The sequence below is a fragment of the Streptomyces sp. NPDC032745 genome (genome assembly GCF_055579465.1).
In genome coordinates this window covers 529525-549068 of the sequence record NZ_JBVING010000002.1, presented here as the reverse complement: position 1 = coordinate 549068, position 19544 = coordinate 529525, and the positions used below count along the sequence as shown (strand labels likewise).

Annotated in this window: 8 protein-coding genes; 5 read left to right on the top strand and 3 right to left on the bottom strand. The window is 71.5% G+C overall.

Annotated elements, in window-relative coordinates:
- Positions 1-251: 251 nt before the first annotated feature.
- From ACZ5WG_RS06670 to ACZ5WG_RS06650, 5 genes are all read left to right on the top strand, one after another.
- Entirely contained in the window at positions 252-1868 is a 1617-nt protein-coding gene (locus tag ACZ5WG_RS06670; RefSeq protein WP_468721146.1) for an MBL fold metallo-hydrolase, read from the top strand.
- A 153-nt stretch (positions 1869-2021) separates the two neighbouring features.
- Positions 2022-3812 (top strand): non-ribosomal peptide synthetase, encoded by a 1791-nt coding sequence (locus ACZ5WG_RS06665; RefSeq protein ID WP_468721144.1) that lies wholly within the window; start codon positions 2022-2024, stop codon positions 3810-3812.
- Positions 3809-5563: an NAD(P)/FAD-dependent oxidoreductase gene (locus tag ACZ5WG_RS06660; protein ID WP_468721143.1), complete on the top strand. Its 1755-nt coding sequence runs from the start codon at positions 3809-3811 to the stop codon at positions 5561-5563. Before ACZ5WG_RS06665 ends, ACZ5WG_RS06660 begins: the two co-directional genes overlap by 4 nt.
- Positions 5564-5872: 309 nt before the next feature.
- Positions 5873-6973 carry a ribosome small subunit-dependent GTPase A gene (gene rsgA, locus ACZ5WG_RS06655; RefSeq protein ID WP_468721141.1) on the top strand — a complete coding sequence of 367 codons (1101 nt, stop codon included), beginning with the start codon at positions 5873-5875 and terminating at the stop codon, positions 6971-6973.
- A gap of 285 nt (positions 6974-7258) precedes the next feature.
- A complete protein-coding gene (locus tag ACZ5WG_RS06650) occupies positions 7259-9688 on the top strand; it encodes a non-ribosomal peptide synthetase (RefSeq protein WP_468721140.1) in 2430 nt (809 codons plus the stop codon).
- 81 nt (positions 9689-9769) lie between these two features.
- On the opposite strand, the gene vioC is transcribed toward ACZ5WG_RS06650, so the two are convergent.
- The 3 genes from vioC to ACZ5WG_RS06635 are packed head-to-tail and all read right to left on the bottom strand — an operon-like array spanning position 9770 to position 19524.
- Entirely contained in the window at positions 9770-10807 is a 1038-nt protein-coding gene (gene vioC, locus ACZ5WG_RS06645; protein WP_468721138.1) for an arginine beta-hydroxylase, Fe(II)/alpha-ketoglutarate-dependent, read from the bottom strand.
- A 36-nt stretch (positions 10808-10843) separates the two neighbouring features.
- The gene (locus ACZ5WG_RS06640; RefSeq protein WP_468721136.1) at positions 10844-12436 is read right to left on the bottom strand and encodes a condensation domain-containing protein; all 1593 of its coding nucleotides are present in this window, start codon (positions 12434-12436) and stop codon (positions 10844-10846) included.
- Between the two features lie 32 nt (positions 12437-12468).
- Positions 12469-19524 carry an amino acid adenylation domain-containing protein gene (locus ACZ5WG_RS06635; RefSeq protein WP_468721134.1) on the bottom strand — a complete coding sequence of 2352 codons (7056 nt, stop codon included), beginning with the start codon at positions 19522-19524 and terminating at the stop codon, positions 12469-12471.
- Positions 19525-19544: the final 20 nt, after the last annotated feature.

Here is a 19544-nt window from a genome sequence, read left to right as displayed (position 1 = left end):
TTGAGAGACGCATGAGCAGCGTGATAGTCAGATAACGCGACTGCTAAATTGTCGGATTCATGAACTGTTGTTCGTGATAGACATGAACGAATATGCGAGGCAAAGGGACTGACGCGACCGCTCCGAGACCCCGCCGCACCCACGTCTCCTCCGGGACCCGGCCGGACAGCCCCGAGCCTCCCGTTGACGTGTGTACGCATGCGCAAGCCGCGAACCCACCCACCGACATCATCGACAGTGAGGGAATTGTCGTGCCGGCACACCAGAAGCTCTACCTTCGCCCGTCCGTGGTTGCCCAGCCCCTGCTGCACCGCTGGTACGCGTGGCCCTATCTCCTGGCGCCCCACACCGGCGCACTCAACCTGAGGGACCGTCTGCTGCCCATCGTGGACAGCTACTTGAAGGCGCCTCACCTCCACGATGCGGTCATCGCGGACCCGCACCGCTACGGCGCGCCCTTCCTCGACCCCGAAGGCGCCACCCACGATGAAGTCCAGGCGGCCCGCGAGACCATGGTCAAGGAAGGCCAGGCCAAGCTCCAGCTCGCCGACGACATAACCGAACTCCGGGCCCTGCTACGGGAGAAGGCACTCGGCGGGCCGATGGAACCCCTCTATCCTCTGGTCCCCCACTCCCTCCGCGGGCGGGTGGAACTCGTCTACGACACGGCCCATCGCCCCAACTTCCGCTTCTTCGAAGCGCTGATGTACAGCTCGCCGGCGTACGAGCGCCACGGCCAGTGCGTCTCTCTCACCGCCGCAGCGAGCCCCCAGCCCTTCGTGTACAGCAGCCCCGTCCTCCCGCGCCCCGACCGCCTGGACATCGATCTGCCCTTCGACTCCCCGCTGTGGGACGAACTGTTCGCGGCGCGCCTCGACCCCGTCGACGTCCCGCACCTCGCGGAACGCCTCGGCGTCGCCGATGCCGACCTCCCGGCGTTCACCGAGCTGTTCCACGAAGCGCCGCCGGCACAGCACACCCCGCCCCCGCCCGGAGACGTCCGGACGCGGTACATCAATCACGCAACCGTGCTGATCGAGACCGGGACCACGTCCGTACTCCTCGACCCGCTCATCGGCTACACCGACGACGGCTACGAGCACTACACCCTCGAAGACCTCCCCCGGCACATCGATGCCGTCGTCATCAGCCATTTCCACTCCGACCACTTCTCGCTCGAGACCCTGCTCCAACTCCGCACCCGCATCGGCACGATCATCGTTCCCCGCGCCTCCGGCGGATCGCTGCCCGATCCCAGCCTCAAGACCATGCTCCAGGCCCTCGGCTTCTCCAACGTCCAGGAGCTGGCCGAACTCGAGACCCACCGCGTGGCCGACCACGTCGAAGTCACCGCCCTCCCCTTCGTGGGCGAGCACGCCGACCTCGACATCCGCACCAAGATGGTGCCCCTCGTCCAGGCCGGCGGCCGCAGGTTCCTCTTCGCCACCGACATCACGCCGCTCGAGCCCGCGCTGTTCACCAACATCCCCGGCCTCACCGAGACTCCTCTCGACGCGCTCTTCATCGGCCTCGAGTGCGTCGGAGCCCCTCTGAAGTGGCTGTACGGGCCGATGCTGGAGGGGAAGCTCTCCCGTGAGCACAACACCGGGCGCCGGCTCAAGGGCAGCAACGCCGCCCAGGCCGACGAGCTCGCCCAGCAGCTGGGCGCCCGTCACGTCTACGCCTACGCCATGGGCCTCGAACCCTGGCTCAAGCACCTCACCGGCTCCGAGTACGACCCCGAAGCCGAACAGGTCCAGCAGGCCGGCGTCCTCACCCAACTGAGCGCCGAACGCGGCATCACCGCCGAGCTCCTGCGCGACCGGGCCGAGCGCACCTGGCCCGCCGTAGACCCGGCGAAGCCGTAGGCCAGAGCGGTCACTTCTTTCCGTAGCCGGAGCGGGCCGCGAAGACCGGCGCACTCGTCCGCGCCTCGAGCGCCAATAGAGGGCCCTTCTATCGGCGGCGGTTAGGCTATTCGTATCGAGAACTGACAAGAATTCGGCAGGGGGCGTTTGTTTGTGAACCATGGCGATCCGAAGACCCTGACTTCCCTTTTTGAGGAATGCGCCAGAAGATTGCCGGGTCATATTGCCCTGGAATTCGAAGGCGAATTTTTGAGCTACGGCGAGCTGAACCGCCGGGCAAACAGGCTGGCCCACCACCTACGGGACACCGGCGGAGTCCGCCCCGACGACCGGGTGGCGATTCTGGTCCGGAACCCGCCGGACGTGATCATCGCCATGCTGGCCACCCTCAAGGCCGGCGGTGCCTATGTCCCCCTGGACCCCGACAACCCGCCCGCGGTGACCCAGCGGATCGTCGAGAACGTGGCACCCAGGGCCATGGTGATCGAGTCGTCGGCGGCCGCCGGTGCGATGTTCTTCGACGGCGAGCTCTTCGTTCTGGACGTCATGGGCGGCGCCCTCGATACGGCGGACTCCGACCCCGAGCCGGTGGCCACGCCGTCCGACCTCGCCTATGTGGTGTACACATCGGGAACGACCGGGACCCCCAAGGGCGTGGCCGTCGAACACCGCGCGATCGTCAACACGCTGACCTGGCGCAATTCCTATTACGGGTTCGGTCCGGAAGACGTGACTCTGGCCATTCCGCGGCCGTCTTTCGACAGCGCTGTGGTGGACACCTTCTCCGCCCTCACCTCCGGTGCGCGTCTGGTTTTGCCGCGCCGGGACCGCATCACGGACCGGCGTTATCTGACCGGTCTGATGGAGCACCGGAACGTCACCCATTTCCTGATCACCCCCATGCTGTACAAGCGCCTCCTGGAAGGCATGGAAGCGCAGCAGGTGAAGTCCCTGCGGTGCGTCACGATCGCCGGTGAATGGTTCGCCTCGAGTCTGACCCAGGAGCATTTCCTGCGTATCCCGGAGGTGCATCTGTACAACGAGTACGGACCCTCCGAAAATGCGGTCTGCTCCACTGTCCACCGCCTCGCGGCCACCGACGAGCGTGTGCTCATCGGCAAGCCGATCGAGCACACCGAGGCGTTCGTCCTGGACGAGGACGGCGCGCCCGTGGCGCCGGGCGGAATCGGGGAGCTCCACCTGGCCGGCGCGGGCCTGGCCCGGGGCTACCTGGGCGATCCCGCGCTGACCGCGGAGCGGTTCTTCACGCCGGACTCGCCCTCGATCGCCGGCAAGCGCGTCTACCGCACCGGCGACATCGTCCGGCAGCACGGGAACGGCGACCTCGAGTTCATCGAGCGCCGGGACGGCCAGGTGAAGATCCGGGGCCGCCGCATCGAGTTGGGCCACGTGGCCCAGGTCCTCTCGCAGGACGCCGCGGTCGGCCACGTCCACCTGCTGCGCCACGCCACCGACTCCGATACGCCGCTCCTGATCGCCTTCGTCCAGGGGCCCTCCGTCGAGGACGTCGACCGGCTGCACGCCCTGGCCCAGGAGAACCTGCCGGAGTACATGGTCCCTTCGGCGATCATCCCGGTCGACAGCGTGCCGCTCACCCGCCACGGCAAGGTCGACAACACGGCCCTGGTGGCCCTGTACGAGGATGCCGTCGGCCAGGGAGCGGCGGGCCCGGAGCCGACGACAGAGGCCGAGGCCGCGCTCCTGGAGATCTGGCGGGAGCTGTTCGCGCCCCTGCGCATCGGCCTGGACGACGACTTCGTGGCCCTCGGCGGGGACTCCCTCAGCGTGATGGACCTGCTCTCCCGCGTGGAGATGCGGATCGGGGTCCAGCTCGACGTCTCGGACCCCTACACGGACCGGACCGTCCGGAGCCTGGCCCTCAACATCGAGAACCGACAGAACGACAAGGTGGGTACAAAGTGAGCAGGCAAAGCGGTACTGACTCCGTGTTCGGCGGTGTCGACTACGACGTGGTCATCGCGGGCGGCGGCCTCGCCGGGCTCTGCCTGGCCAAGCAGCTCAAGGACGCGCAGCCCGAGCTCTCCGTCCTCGTCTGCGAGCGCGAGCGCTCACCGATCCCGCTGTCCGCACACAAGGTCGGCGAGTCCTCGGTCGAGGTGGGCGCGTACTACTTCCACCACGTCATCGGCCTGTACGACTACCTGGAGGAACAGCACCTGGAGAAGCTGGGGCTCCGGTACTTCTACGGCGGCGGCTCGGGCCTCCACGAGGAAGCCGAGTTCGGCGTCAACCGCTTCCTCCCGGCGAAGTCCTACCAGCTCAACCGCGGCTCCCTGGAGGAGCACCTGCGCGTGGTGGCGACGGATGCCGGTGCGGAGCTGACGCAGGGCGTCAAGGTGCTCGACATCGAGCTCGGCGAGCAGGACGCCCCGCACCGGGTGACGTACCAGGCCGTCGACGAGGACGGCGCGCAGCCGACCAGCGTCACCTGCCGGTGGGTCGTCGACGCCACGGGCCGGCACCGGCTGCTGCAGCGCAAGCTCGACCTCACCAAGAGGTACCCCAAGCCCCACAACTCGGTCTGGTTCCGGCTCGAAGGCCGGCTCGACACCGACGAGGCGGTCGGCGCGGAGCACACCGGCTGGCACGACCGCATCACCGAACCGCGCTGGCAGTCGACCAACCACTTCATGTTCGAGGGCGGCTGGGTGTGGGCCATCCCGCTGGCCCCCAACCACACCAGCGTGGGCATCGTCGTGTCCGACGAGCTCCACCCGGTCACCAAGTTCAACCGGATCGAGAAGGCCATCGACTTCGTCGCGGAGCGCGTTCCGGGCTTCGACCCCGCCATCCGCGAGCTGCCGGTCCTCGATTTCCGCGTACTGAAGAACTACAGCCACTCCTCGCAGCAGGTCTTCTCGCAGGACCGCTGGGCGTGCGTCGGCGACGCCGCGGTCTTCGCCGACCCCTACTACTCCGTGGGGTCGAACCTGATCGGCTACGCCAACAGCTTCGTGACCGAGATGGTCGGCCGCGACGTGAAGGAGTCCTTCGACGAGGGCTTCGTGCGGTACGCCAACCGCTGGTTCCTCTCGCTCGCCGAGGGGCTCACCATGAACATCCAGGGCTCCTACGCCTTCCACGACAACGCCGTGATCATGTCGTTGAAGACGATCTGGGACTACTACGTCGGATGGTCCTTCTCCGACCCGCAGTTCTACGGGAAGACCTTCCTGGACGAGTCGGCGAGCACGACGCTCAGCGCCCTCGGCGCGCACGCGGTGGCGACCCAGGGCACCATCATGAACCTCTTCCAGGCCTGGGCGCGCAACTACCGCGGCGTCTTCGAATTCGACTACATCGACTACTACGACGACGTGCCGACGCTCGCCCGGCTCTTCGAGCAGAACCTGCCGGGTGACGAGGTACCCGCCTTCGGCACGGTGCTCACGAGCGTGCGCGACGGTCTGGACCGCATCGAGGAGCTGGCCCACGTCGTCTTCTACCTCGCCCTCGAGGACGCCCTTCCCGAGCGCCTCGAAGAGATCCGCTCGCGCGGCTGGCTCAACGTCTCGGCACTGAGCCTGGACCCGGAACGCTGGGAGCAGGACGGGCTGTTCGCGCCCAGGAGCCGGCCGAGGCTGGACGAGCTCAACGCGCTGGAAAAGGAGATGCGGGCCCTGTACCGCACCTCGGCGTCCGCCGGACGCTAGACCACCGCCCACTCACCCGGGATCCCGGGTGAGTGGGCGAGCACCGTCTCCTCGATACCCCTCCGTTCTCTGATCTGGAGTCTCAATCCACTGACGCTTGAGCGGTATTGCGGGCCGCTCGGAGCTGTCGTAGCGTCAAATGCATTGAATGCCCGGTGCGTCGGAGTCAGCCGGGGTCGGCGACTTTCATGTCACCACCGCCGCAGCGGCGCCCGAGAGCAGCCCACACCCCACCGCCCCTTGTCCAGGAGCCGGTGCAACCCGATTTGCGTGCACCGGCCGGAAACGCCTCCCGAAGGGCTCATCGCGTTGCGTCACTCATCGACTTCGGCTGATTCGATCTACCCGCGGCCGCTCGAGGCCTATGGATGGTCCCCTGAGCTCGACGACCAATTCGCCTCCGTTGCCGACGCCTCGTGGGTGCCCGGTCGGGTCATCCGTGTCGACCGGGGCCGTTGCGACGTCGTGATCGCCGACGGCGACTCCGAGGTGACCGTCGTCCATGCCGACACCGGTCCGGTCGCGGACCCCGACCCGACGAAGATGCCCTGCACGGGCGACTGGGCGGCGGTCCGGGTCGGCGCGGCCGGCACCTACGTCCAGGCGCTGCTGCCGCGTCGCACGGCGATGGTCCGCTCCAGCGCCTCCCAGCGCTCCGAGGGCCAGGTGCTCGCCGCCAACATCGACACCATCGGTGTCGTCGTGGCCCTGGACACGGAGCCGGACCTCGGCCGGATCGAGCGGTTCCTCGCCCTCGCGTGGGAGAGCGGAGCGCAGCCGGTGATGATCCTCACCAAGTCCGACCTCGCGGAGGACGCGGACAGCGTCCGGGAGACGGTCGAGCAGGCCTCGCCCGGGGTGGACGTCCTGGTCGTCAGCGCCACCACCGACGACGGCATGGACATCCTCGCGGCCGTTCTGACGGGGACGAGCGTCCTGGTCGGACAGTCGGGCGCGGGCAAGTCCACCATCGCCAACGTGCTGCTGGGCCGCTCCGTGATGGAGACCCAGCAGACCAGGAGCGACGGCAAGGGCCGCCACACCACGACGACCCGTGAGCTGATGCCCCTGCCGGGCGGCGGTGTGCTGATCGACACTCCCGGTATCCGCGGCGTGGGCCTGTACGACGCCGCCGACGGCCTGCAGCAGACGTTCTCGGAGATCGAGCAGCTCGCCGAGGACTGCCGGTTCCGGGACTGCGATCACGTCGCGGAACCCGGCTGTGCGGTACGCGAGGCCATCGAGGACGGCATGCTGCAGCAGCGCCGCCTGGACAGCTACCACAAGCTGCTGCGCGAGAACCAGTGGATCGCCTCGCGGAGCGATGCCCGCCTGCGCCAGGATCGCCTCAAGGCCCTGAAGACGCAGGGCAAGGAAGGCATGGCCAACATGATCGCGAAGCGCGGCTGACGCGAGGCAACGGCCAGGCCGGAGTACCGGGCGCCCGGGTTGCGGGCCGCCCGGTACTCCGACCCGACAAGTGCATGGGCACCCCCTGTGGTGTCAGCGGTGACCGCGTACCGGCTGGGCCACGGCCCGGCGGTGCGCGGTCCGTTCGCGTCCCACCTCGGTGACGGGTGTGCCCGCACGTGCCCGATGCGGTGTTCGAACCCATGGCGGCTCACACGCCGTGGAGAACGCCGCTTGGCCAACGGGCAGTTGTCTTCATTCGTCCCCGAGCAAGGGAATGTGTCCATGACATCCGACACTGTGGTGCCCGCCACCACGATCCGCCCCCGACGCACGGGCGCCGCGCAGTCAGCGCGGGCCCACGCCAGGCTTGCGCTGACCACGGCAGCCGTCGACGGCCTGGCCAAGGTCTCCGGCGGGCGCCCCCTGGAAGAACTGGTCGCCCTCACCGCGGCGACGGCAGTGGTGGTCGGCGCGGCGGAGCACACCGACGAGCCGGTGGTGGCCGTGTCCGGCCCGGCCGGGCCGGTGCTTGCCGGGATCGGGCTCGCCGCCCCCTCCACCGTCGGCGATCTGGTCCGGGCCGCCGACTCGTCACTGCGGTCGGCGCCCGTGGTGACCGACGAGGCGGCGCTCGCCGGCGCGGTGATGGTCCGCTCGGCCCGGGTCGGTGCCGGCCTCGCCGGCCTTGCGTCCCAGCAGGACGCCATCGAGCTGAGACTGACCGAGTCCGGTGCGGACGGCGTACGCGAACTCGTGGCCGAGTCCGGACCGGAACGCGCCGAGGCCTGGTTCCTGGACGTCCTGCTGCGGTCGGTGTCCCGTGTCCTGGCCGGATTCGTCGATCCGCACGGCCCCGCCGCCGCGCTGCCGCCGGCCGCAGCCGACGATGCCGCGGCGGCCATTGCGCTCGGCCGACGCGGCTTCGAACCGCAGGGCGTCACCACGACGTTGACGGCGCCGATCGAGGAAGCGGTCCGTGCGTACCCGGACCGTACGGCAGTCGTCGCCGGTGCCGAGTCCCTGACGTACCGCGAGTTCTGGCAGGCCGCGCAGGCCGTGGCCGCTCGTCTGCAGGCGGCGGGCATCGGACGGGGACACCGGGTGGGCGTGCTCACCGGCAAGACGATCCACGCCGTGCCGGCGATCACCGGCACCCTGCTCGCGGGCGCGGCCTACGTGCCGCTCGACCCCAGGTCACCGGCCGCGAGGCTGGCCGAGATCCTCGACGACGCCGAATGCGCAGCCGTCCTCGCCGCGCCCGACCTGCAGGGCGGGCTGCCCGTCGGCCTCACCACCCCGGTGATCGACATCGAGGCCGCGGTCGTCGGCCCCGCCGCCGAGCCCGGGACCGACCGGCCCGGGCCGCTCCCGGACGACCTCGCGTACGTGGTGTACACCTCGGGGTCGACCGGCAGGCCCAAGGGCGTGGAGATCCGGCACCGTGCCATCGCCAGCTACGTGCACTGGAAGCGGGGCAACCACGGGCTGGACCTCGACACCAGGCTGCTGCAGCTGCCGTCGCTGGCCTTCGACAGCTCGGTCGCCGACCTGTTCCCGGTGCTGGCCTCCGGCGGGCGCCTCGTCCTCGCGGACACGCACCAGCTGCTGCCGCGTCAGCTGGCCGAGCTGGCGCAGCAGCACCGCATCACCCACCTCACGACCGTCCCGAGCCTCTACCGGGTCCTGCTGGGCGAACTCCCGCCTGCCGCGGCCTCACTGCGCGCCGTCACGGTCGCCGGCGAGGCCACGACGCCCGATCTGGTGCACCGCCACCACGAACTGCTGCCCGGAGTCAGGCTGATCAACGAGTACGGCCCGACGGAGAGCTCGGTGGGCGCGACCGCGTTCGACCACGGCACGGCCGCCGGACCCGGCCTCCCGATCGGGTGGCCCATCGGCAACACCGTCGCCAAGGTGACCGGCGGCGACGGCCGGGCCCTGCCGATCGGATTCGTCGGAGAGCTCAGGCTGGCGGGACACGGCCTCGCGGACGGATACCGCAACCGGCCGGAGCTGACGGCGGCGGCGTTCGTGGCCGATGCCGAGGCGCCCGGAGGGCGGAGCTACCGCACGGGGGACCTCGTCTGGTGGCGCCCGGACGGAATGCTGGAGTTCACCGGGCGGGCCGACGACCAGGTGAAGATACGCGGCCACCGGGTGGAGCCCGGTGAAGTGGAGAGCGTGCTGGGACTGCTGCCGGGAGTTCGCCAGACGGCGGTCGCCGTGGTCAGCGGCCCCGACGGCGCTCCGGCGCTGGCGGCCTGGCTGGAAGCCGTGGACACCACGGTGGAGGAGGTCAGGGCACGGGCCAATGCCGCACTGCCGCCCGCGATGGTGCCGACCTTCATCACGCTGATCGACGAGCTGCCCCGGATGGTGAGCGGCAAGATCGACCGGGGTGCCCTGGTGCGCCTCGCCGAGACCGGAGCCGCCGCGGCACCCGAGTCCTCCCCGTCGCGGACGGGAGCGGGAGGCGACGATCTGGAGGCGAAGGTCGGGGCCATCTTCGAGGAGGTCCTCGCCTCCGGCCCGATCGATCCCGACGGGGACTTCTTCGACGAGGGCGGGCACAGCCTGCTCGCGATCTCCGTGATCGACGCCATCGAGAAGCAGCTGGGCGTGAGCATCGACCTGGGTGACTTCTTCGACACCCCCACGGTCCGCGAGGTCTCCGCACTGATCCGGAAGGCCACGCCGGACCACGAGGCGTAGCCGCGCGGAGACGCCACGCACTGTGCCCGGGGCATTCCTGCCCCGGGCACAGTGCGTGGCGTTGCGGTGTGCGGTCGTCGGCTAGCCGATCAGGCGGGAGCCGACGGACCGGCGCATGGCACGGGACTTGCGGAGGTCGTGGGTGACGTTGACCCGCTTGAGCCAGCGGTCCGTGCCGTCGTAGCGCGCCTGGAAGGCACTACGGCTGTGCACCACCCGGTGGTTGTTCATGAAGACACAACTGCCGGCCTCGAGCGGGCAGTCGGCCAGGCCGGCGTCGAGCAGCTCCGCCGCCGCCGCGAAGGCCCGTACGGCCTCGGTGTCCTCCTCCGGCGCCGACATGTGCGTCGCGTCGAAGCACAGCAGAGGGTGGGACCGGGAGCCGGTGAGCATGGGCACCAGGCCGAGCCCGTCGATGAGGCGCGCGATGTTCTCGAAGACCAGCCGGTCCTCGTCGGTGCGCACCGTGTTGTTCTCCGGCAGGTGCGACTTGTCGGGAACGATGCGGAACCGGCTCTGGAACAGGACGTCGAGGACGTCCTGCGGCAGTACCGAGAAGTCCGCCTCCGCGACGGTCACCGGTACGGCGTCCGGGTTGCGCAGTGCCGACAGGATGATGTAGTCGGCGCGGTAGGGATGGAAGGCGTCCTCGGTGTGCAGGGTCAGCGGTGTCTTGCTGCCCGTACCGAGCAGCTCGCGCTCGTACTGGCGGATCGGGAACACGTCGTTGACCAAGTGCCCGTCCTGCTGGCTGGCCCAGCCGAACGGTTCGCCGAGCAGCGAACCGTAGAGGAGGACGAGGATCTCCTCGGGCAGTTCGCGGTGGATCCGGGTCTCGTCCTTCCAGTGCGCGGGCGTGGGCCCGATGCGCTCGTCGTCCACGAGATGGCCGTTGACCACGCAGAAACCGCGTGCCTGGTCGAGGGAGAAGGCACGCAGAAAGCGCCGGACCCGGACGGGCAGTTCGCCGGCGAGCAACGGCAGGTCCTGGAGCAGCCGTTCGTCGTCGGCGGCGAGGTACTGCCCGGCCAGGCGCAGTGTCAGTTCGGACACCTGCCGGGCCTCGGCCGCGGTCAGCCGCAGCTCCGTCCCGGTCCGGGGCCTGATGGACGTCGTCATGGTTCATCTCCTCATGTGCAGGGGCAACTGGTCGGTTCAGGCGTCGAACCGGAAGCCGCTGAAGGCACGGTGCGTCAGCGCCGCTTCGGGTCCGGGCTCCGCGGGGTCCCGCAGGAGGCGCGCCACTTCGTCGACGAGCCGCCGGGCCATCCGCTCGGCGGTGTCCGCGGCGTAGCGTGCGGTGTCGTACTGGAGCCACAGCCGCATGCCGTCCGCGTGTTCCACGAACTGGAAGGACAGCTCGAACATGCCGACGCGCCGGGGGACCGGCCCGCCGCGCAGGGCGATCCCGCCCGGCTGACACGGTCCGGTGTCGATGCGGGGATACAGGGCCACCCACACGTCGAAGAACGGCATCCGTCCGGGGGACCGCGGTGGAGCGAGCGCCGCCACGAGCGTGTCGAAGGCCACTCCGCTGTGGTCCACCGCGTCCACCGTGCGCTGTGCGACCTGATCGACGAGGTGGTCCGCCGAATCCTCGTCCCGGACCTGCAGTCGCAGCGGGACGGTCGCGACGTGGAAGCCGACCGCGTCGTTCGCACCGAGCCGGGCCCGCCGGTCCACGGGGGTGCCCAGACAGATGTCCGTGCTGCCCGTGATCCCGGCCAGGGTACGGGCGACGGCGGCGGCCAGCGGCACGAACAGGCCCGCGTGGTGCCGCCGGCCCAGGTCCGTCAGCCGGCGCATCACGTCCGGACCGATCTCCCGCACGGCGATGCCGGTGGCGATGCCGGCCGGCTGCGTCCGCGGACCGCGCACCGGGAGGGGCAGCGGCGCCGGAGGGGGGAGGAGCACGCGACGCCAGTGGTCGAGCGCGGCCTCCTGATCGGACGAGCGGTGAGCGGGCCGGTCCTCGGGCGGCCCGGCCGCAGCCGGGTCCGCGTAGGCCGCCACGAGTTGCGTGGCGAGGATCTCCAGGCTGCGTCCGTCGCACACGAGGTGGTCCGCGAGCAGCAGGAACGACCACCGGGCGTCGGGGCGCAGGAACAGCGTGGTCCGTACGAGCGGGCCGGTCGACGGGTCGAACGGCACCGCGAGGCGCTCTTCCACCAAGGTGTCGAACCGGGTGTCGTCCTGGTCGTGCCCGCGCAGGTCGACGACCTCCAACGGCGGCACGTCGTCGGTGACCACCGCCCGCGGTTCGCCCTGGGCCTCGACGAAGACGGTCCGCAGCGCCGGGTGGCGCCGCGTGAGGCCGTCCAGCGCCGCCGCCAGCCTGTCGACGTCCACGGCACCCTCGCCGTCCAGCAGGCAGGGCACCGTGTAGGCCGCGGAGTCGCCGTCCCCGCGCTGCCGTTCGAGCCACAGCCAGCGCGTGGCTTCGGCGACTTCGGCTCCGGGGAGGGCAGCGGCGGGCCGTTGCCGCGAGGCGGCCGGCTCGGACGGTTCCACGGCTCCGGGGACGAGGCCGGCCAGCCGGGCCGCGAGCAGTTCGGGCGAGGCGGCGTCGAAGATGTCCCGCACGCGGACCCGCACGCCGATGGCCATTTCCACGGCCACGGCGAGCTCCAGCGCGGACAGACTGTGTCCGCCGGCGACGAAGAAGTCGGTGTCCGCAGTGACGTCGTCCAGTTCAAGTGCCGCGGCGAACAGCTTGCACAGCCGCTGCGTCAGGTCGGGTTCAGGCATGGTCGCCCCATCCCGTACGGCTGCGGGCGGTGTCAGAAGTCATAGTGTGTGTCGCTCCAAACAGAGCCGGGTGCGGACGGCTCCGGGGTCGGGGGCAGGGTCGGTGACGGGGGGCCGGCGGGCGGCGCGGACTGGCCGGTGGCCAAGGTGCGCAGCACCGCGGCGACGTGATCGACATAGCCGCCGGCCTCCGCCTCGTCGAGGAGGTTGTCGTCGTAGGTGAGGTCGAGGTGCAGTGCGTCGCCCTTGACGCGTGCGTACAGCCAGAGGTCACTGGTGGCGGGCAGATCGTTCACCAGCAGGTCCTCGACCACGTAGCTCTCGGGGCGCAGGCCCGCGTTCTCCCAGCTCACGCCCAGATCGAGCAGCAGGCTGCGGCCCGGCGCCGCGCGCAGCGCCAGCCGCTGCGCGAGCACGTCGAACGGCAGCCGGGAGTGGTCGTAGGCCTCGAAGATCCCGGTCTGGACCCGGGACAGCAACTCGCCCCCGGTCACCGCGTCGTCCACCGTGACCCGTAGGGGCACCGCGTTGACCAGGTAGCCGATCAGCGCGTCGGCCTCGGGCCGGTGGCGGAGTCCCGCGGCGAAACCGACGACGAGGTCGGTGGCCCGGGTGCGCTGGTGCACGGTGACGGCGAAAGCGGTGACCACCTGCGCGAACGGGGTCGCGGGGGCGCCGCGGAGCACGGCAGCGGGAAGGGACCGGTGAACCAGTGCGGTCCGGCCCCGGCGGCTGCGGCGGCGGGCCGGGTCCACCGGATCGGGCCCTTCCGCGACGCCGCGCAGCTGCTCCCGCCAGAACTCCACCTCGCGCTCCGCCTCGGGCCCGGCCAGCCACTCCTGCTCCTCACGGACCCAGTCCTGGTAGGTGTACGGGAGCCGGGGCAGTCGCGGCGCTTCGCCCGCGACGGCCTGCTCGTACGCCGTGAACAGGTCGTCCAGCAGCACGTCGACGCTCGCGCCGTCGTAGATCAGGTGGTGGGCGGTGACGGTGAGCAGATCACCGCCGACGGGCCCCGCGAGCAGCCGCACTTCGAACAGCGGCGCCTTGTCGAGGGCGAAGCTGACCCGTCGGGCGTCGTTCAGCGCGGCCGCGACTTCCGGCCCCGAGGGGTCCGCGCCGGGCAGATCCACGACGACCAGCGGTGCGCCGTCCGGCAGTCGGTCCAGGACGGTCAGCTCCGCATCCGTTCCCCGGGGCAGAACCTGCGCGCGCAGCATGTCCTGGCGCTCGACGACGGCACCGAGGGCGCTGCGGAGCGCGCCGGCATCGATCCGGCGGCCCAGCCGTACGAGGTCGGAGATGATGAAGGTGTCCGAGCCCGCCCACCGCGAGGTCAGCCAGACGCGGTGCTGTGCCCGGGACAGCGGCAGGAACCCGCTCTCCGAGGACGCCCCCGCGACCGGGCCGCGCTCCGCTGCGGCCTTCGCCGACTCCCCTTCCAGCGCCGTGGTGAGCGCTGCCACGGAAGGGAACGTGAAGACGGCGTGCACCTTGACGTGCAGGGCGTGCGCGATGCGCGCGGCGGCCAGACTGTGGCCGCCCATCTCGAACAGGTTCGCGTCCGGGTCCGTTACGGGACGCTCCAGAATCTGCGTCCACACGTCGGCGACCCGCTGCTCGGCCGGGGTGAACGGCCGGGCCGCTGCGGGGGATTCCGCGGCGGCCAGGGCCTCGTCGGGCGCGGGCAGCGCCCGGCGGTCGAGTTTGCCGCCCGCGGCCACCGGGAGGGCGGGCAGGCGAACGAAGGCGGCGGGCATCATGTAGGCGGGCAGCCGCCCCGCGAGGTGCCGGCGGAGCGCCGCCGGGTCCGCCTCGCCGACCACGTAGGCGACCAGCCGTGGTTCGGCGCCGGTCGTCGGGAGCACGGCGGCGTTGCGCAGGCCGGGGGCTTCGGCGAGGACCGCGGCCACCTCGTTCGGCTCGACCCGGTTACCCCGGATCTTGAGCTGGTCGTCGGCCCGGCCCAGGTACTCCAGGCGGCCGTCGGGCAGTCGGCGGGCCAGGTCGCCGGTGCGGTACATGCGCTCTCCCGGGCGTACCCGGCTGGTCACGAAGCGGGCGGACGTCAGCCCCGCGTCGCCGAGGTAGCCGCGGGCCAGGCCCGCTCCGCCGATGCACAGTTCGCCCGGGGCCCCCAGGGGCACCAGCCCGCCCCGCTCGTCGAGCAGGTCCACCCACTTGCCGGGCAGCGGTCGGCCGATCGAGGCGTCGCCGGAAGCCGTTCCGGACCGCATGTCCGGCGTGCGGGGGGCCCCTGTGGTGTCCACCGGCTCCACCGTGGTCACCACACTGTCCTCGGCCGGGCCGTACTCGTTGAACAGCCGGACGCCGGGAAGGAGTTCGGCATGCCGGGCGGCGAGCGCCCGGGTGACCCGCTCCCCGCCGAGCACGACCTCGCGCACCTCGCGGAACGCCGGGCCGACCTCGTCGAGCAGCATCTGGTAGAGACTCGGCACGAGCATCACGTGGCGGATCGGGTGCTGCCGCATGACCGCGGCCACATCCTCCGGCGTGAGCAGTTGCTCCCGGGTGACGATCACCATGGGCGCGCCCGAACCGAGCGCGCTGAACACGTCGGCGATGCCGGCGTCGGCATGGATCGGATCGACCTGGAGGACCGCCCCGTCGGCGTCGAGACCGTAGTGGTCGATGCGGAACCGGACGGAGTTGACTATGCCGCGGTGCTCCACCATGACGCCCTTGGGTGTTCCGGTGGAGCCGGAGGTGTACACGACGTATGCGAGGTCGGCGGGGCCGGCGGGGTGGAGCGGCCGTGGCTCGTCCCGGACCGCAGCGGCCTCGGCCGCTTCGCCGACGGTCACCGTGGGCAGGCCCTCGGCGGCCGTGGTCTGCGTGAACTCCGCCGACGTGACGGCGGCGACCGCGCCGCTGTCGCGGAGCACCCGCGCCAGCCGGGCCGGTGACTGCTGCGGATCGAGGGGAAGGAACGCCGAACCGGTCTTGAGGACGGCGAGCAACGCGACCGGCATCCACTCGGAGCGCTCGCACAGCACCGCGACCACGCGGTCGGGCCCGGTCGGCGCCACCGCGGCGATCCGGGCGGCCAGGGCATCGGCCCGGCGGTCCAGTGCGCGGTAGGTCAGGACACGGTCGCCGCAGACGACGGCCCGGCCCTCGGGCGCGCGCTGCACCTGCTCGCGTACGAGGTCGAGGAGGGTACCCGCGGTGCGCGCGGCAGAGGCGCTCTCCCCGGTACCGGCCGCGATGAGCGCGGCGCGCTGTGCACCGGGCAGCAGGGGGGCTGCGCCGACGGGGGCCTCGGGGGCGTCCGCCAGAGCGGTCAGGAGGTGGTCCAGCTGACCGGCGAGCCGGTGCGCGGTCGCCGCGTCCAGTACGTCCTCGCGGTAGGTGACCGCCACCTCGATCGGACGGGCCGGGCCGGGTTCGCTGAAGCTGAAGGCGAGGTCGAACCCCTCCGCGCCGCTGTCCAGGCGGATGTGTTCGGCCGCCGGGCCCTCCTCGGTGCCCAGCGGGTCCGCACCGGAGACGGCGGCTTCGACCAGCACGTCGAAGAGAGGATTGCGTCCCGTGATCCGCTCGCGCCCCATGGCCTCCACGAGGTGCTCGAAGGGGTACTCCTCATGGGCGCGGACCTCCCGCGCGTGCGCCGCCACCGCCGCCACCACATCGGTGAAACCGAGCTCCGGCCCGACCGGGGTGCGCAGCGCCACGGTGTTGACGAACAGTCCCACCGAGTTGGCCAGTTCGGGACGGTCGCGGCCCGAGACGACCGTGCCGAGCACGATGTCGTCAGCCCCGCTCCAGCGCAGCAGGAGGACACGGACGGCGGCCACCATCGCCGTGAACGAGGTGGTGCCGAGCTGCCGGCACAGGTCCTGCACGGACCGGGTCGTGCCTTCGCCGAGCGTCAGCCGGACGGTGCCCGCCGCAGAGCTGCGCTCCGTCGGCCGGTGGCGGTCGAGCGGCAGGTCGACGCTCGGCGCGCCGTCCAGGGTGCGCCGCCAGAACGCGCTGCTCCGTGAGTCGTCCGGGAGGTCCTGCTGACCGAGCGCGTACGCACCGTACTGCGTGGGCTCCGGTACCTGTTCCCTGCCGTTCAGGAACCGCTGGAGGTCGCGCAGGATCACCGCGAAGGACCAGCCGTCGCAGACGCTGTGATGGATCGACAGCAGGAGTGTGCCGCCGGGGCGCCCGTCCTCGACGAGCCAGTGGGCGCGCAGCAGGGGACCCTCGGCCGGGTCGAACACGTGGCGCTGTTCCGCATCCGCGATGCGCCGCAGCAGATCGTCGGCGCCCCCGGTGCCCGTCCGGTGGACCCGCAGTTCGGGCCGGGCCCGGTCGGGAGCCAGCACGATCTGGTGCAGGCCGTCGGGGGCGGTGCGGAACACGGTGCGCAGCGCCTGGTGCCTGCGCACCGTCCGCTCCAGCGCGTCCGCCACGTCGGCCGCCTCGGGGGAGCCGGGCAGCCGGAAGGCTTCCACCATGTTGTACGGGCGGACTTCCCCGCCCTCGTACTGTTCGAGGAACCACATCCGGCGCTGGGCGTTGCTCGCGGGGACGGGGTCCGGGGTCTCGGGCCACGGTGTCCCGACGGCGGGATCCGCACACCCCTCGGCCGCGGCGCGGCGCAGCAGCGCGCCGAGCCCCTCGGGAGTGCGGGCGATGAGCACGTCGCGGACGGTGATCACACCGCCGTCGGCAGCCGCGCTGAGCCAGCCCGCGAGGAGGGCGGCGGTGAGGCTGTGGCCGCCCGCCGCGAAGAGGTCCTCGTCCCCCGCGCGCGGCGCGGCGCCGAGCACATCGGCCCAGATCCGGGCGGCGGTGCGGTCGGCTTCGTCGTCAGGCTGCCAGACCTGCCCGTCCAGGCTCGCCACATGGGCCAGGATGGCCACGCGGTCGATCTTGCCGTGCAGGGTGACGGGCAGCTCGTCGAGTCGCACGATGCGGCCCGGGACCATGTAGCCGGGCAGGCGCAGCTCCAATTGCCGGCGCACGTCGGCCGGTTCGAGATCCCGGTCCGAGGTGTAGACGGCCACGACGGCCGGCGGTCCCGAGGGGGCGGTGAAGGGAAGGACCGTGGCGGCGACGATGCCCGCGACGGAGCTGAGGGACGCCTCCACCTCGCCGAGCTCGACCCGGTTGCCGTGGATCTGGATCTGGTTGTCCCGGCGGCCCAGGAAGACCAGCTCGCCCTGACGGTTCCAGCGGCCGAAGTCGCCGGTCCGGAACACCCGGACGCCGGGGTGCGCGGGGAGCTCGCAGAACCGCCCGGGGCCGGTCGGTTCGTCATCGGCGTAGCCACGGGCCACGCCGGGGCCGAGCACGTGGATCTCGCCCGGGATGCCGGGCGGTGCGTGGTCTCCGTGGGGGGTGAGCACCAGCACGCCGAAGCCCTCGGCGGGCCTGCCGACCGGGACGGTGGTCAACTCGGGGAAGGCCGATCCGGGGCAGGTGAAGGTGGTCGCCTCGATGGTGGCCTCGGTGGGCCCGTACAGGTTGCCGAAGGTGCCCACGCGCAGTCGGTCCGCCAGCCGGGGCAGGAACCCCGCCGGGATCTCGTCGCCGCCCAGCAGGCAGATGCGGACTTCTTCGGCGGCTCCGGCGGGCAGCCCTTCGGCCATCACCGCGAGCAGGGAGGGAACACAGTTGATGACGTTCACGCGCAGGCGCCGCGTCGCCGCCCAGAACTCCGCGGGCGAGAGCGTCTGGGGTGAGCCCATGACCACCACGCAGCCGCCCGCGGCGAGCGTGGTGAAGATCTGGTACGTCAGGGCGTCGGAGGTCACCGCCGACAGCAGGGCGCACCGGCTCTCCTCGTCGAAACCGAGCAGCCGCCCCGAGGTGAGGGTCTTGTGGGCGAGCTGGCGGTGGGTGAGCGCCACCGGGCGGGGGAGGCCGGTCGATCCGGAGGTGAAGAAGAGGATGGCTTCGTCGTCGGGACCCGGTCCGGCCACCGCCCCGGGGCCGTCGGCGGTGGCCAGGGCCTGGGGGGACACCACCGGGATGGCCACGTGTCCGGGCAGTTCGTCCTCTGCGGAGATGACGCAGACGGCCCCGCTCAGGCGCAGCTGACGGGCGACCCGCTCCGGCGGGTGCGAGGGGTCGAGCGGAACCATCGAGGCGCCCGCCCGCAGTACCGCCAGTACCGCCAGCACGAGTTCGGGGCTCTTGGGCAGCAGCAGTGCGACCCGGTCGCCCGGCTTCACACCGTGGTCGAGGGTGAGCGAACGCGCGGCGCGCGACGAGCGCAGCGCCAGCTCGCGGTGGCTCCACACCACGGTGTCGTCGGACACCGCCTCGCGATCCGGGAAGCGGTGCGCGGCGTCGTCGACGATGCCGGTGAGGGTCGCGTCGGCGAAGTCGGCCGCGACGGGCAGGCCCGACCACCGCTCGAGTTCGGCGCGCTGTGCGGGACCGAGGACGTCCAGCTCCGCGACCGGCCGCCGAGGTGAGCGGCCGAGTTCCGCGAGGGCGGCCGCCGTGCAGCGCAGAAGGGCCGGCGCGGCCACCGGCACCTCGCCGTCCGCCTCGGCGGTCAGGGTCAGCCGGCCGTCGGCCCGACGCAGGGTCAGGCGCAGGCCGACCGGCTGCAGCAGCTTGCCGCCCGCCTCCTCGCACACGACGCCGAGCCGGCCGAGAGCAGGGCCCACGGGCACGTCGGCGAGCTGCAGGCGGGAGGCGATCGCCTCACGGTCGCGCCAGGCGAGGGGCAGGGCGGATTCGAGTTCGGCGTGCAGCGCCATCAGGAAGGCCGAGGCCGGCGCCTCGCGGTCGAGGGGAGCGCAGAGCGCGAGCTCGTGTGGCGCCGTGTCCGTGCCGGTCCCCGGGCCCGCCCCGGGCGACGCGGTGGGCACCGGCACCAGGATGACGTGCCGGGATTCCTCGTCGAGCGCGGCCAGTGCGAACCGGGTGGCCGCGACGGTCAGCAGCAGGAGGCCGGTCGCGTCGCCGCCCGTCAGGGCGTCCAGCCGCTCGGTGACCGCGGGTTCCAGGACGTACTCCGGCGCGTCTGCGTCCGGGGAAACGACATCCAGGAACGGAACTCCGCGGCCGGCCGCCAACCGGGCGAGCCAGGATTCACTCAGGGCATTGTCACTCAGCATTTTGTACGCTCACCCAATAC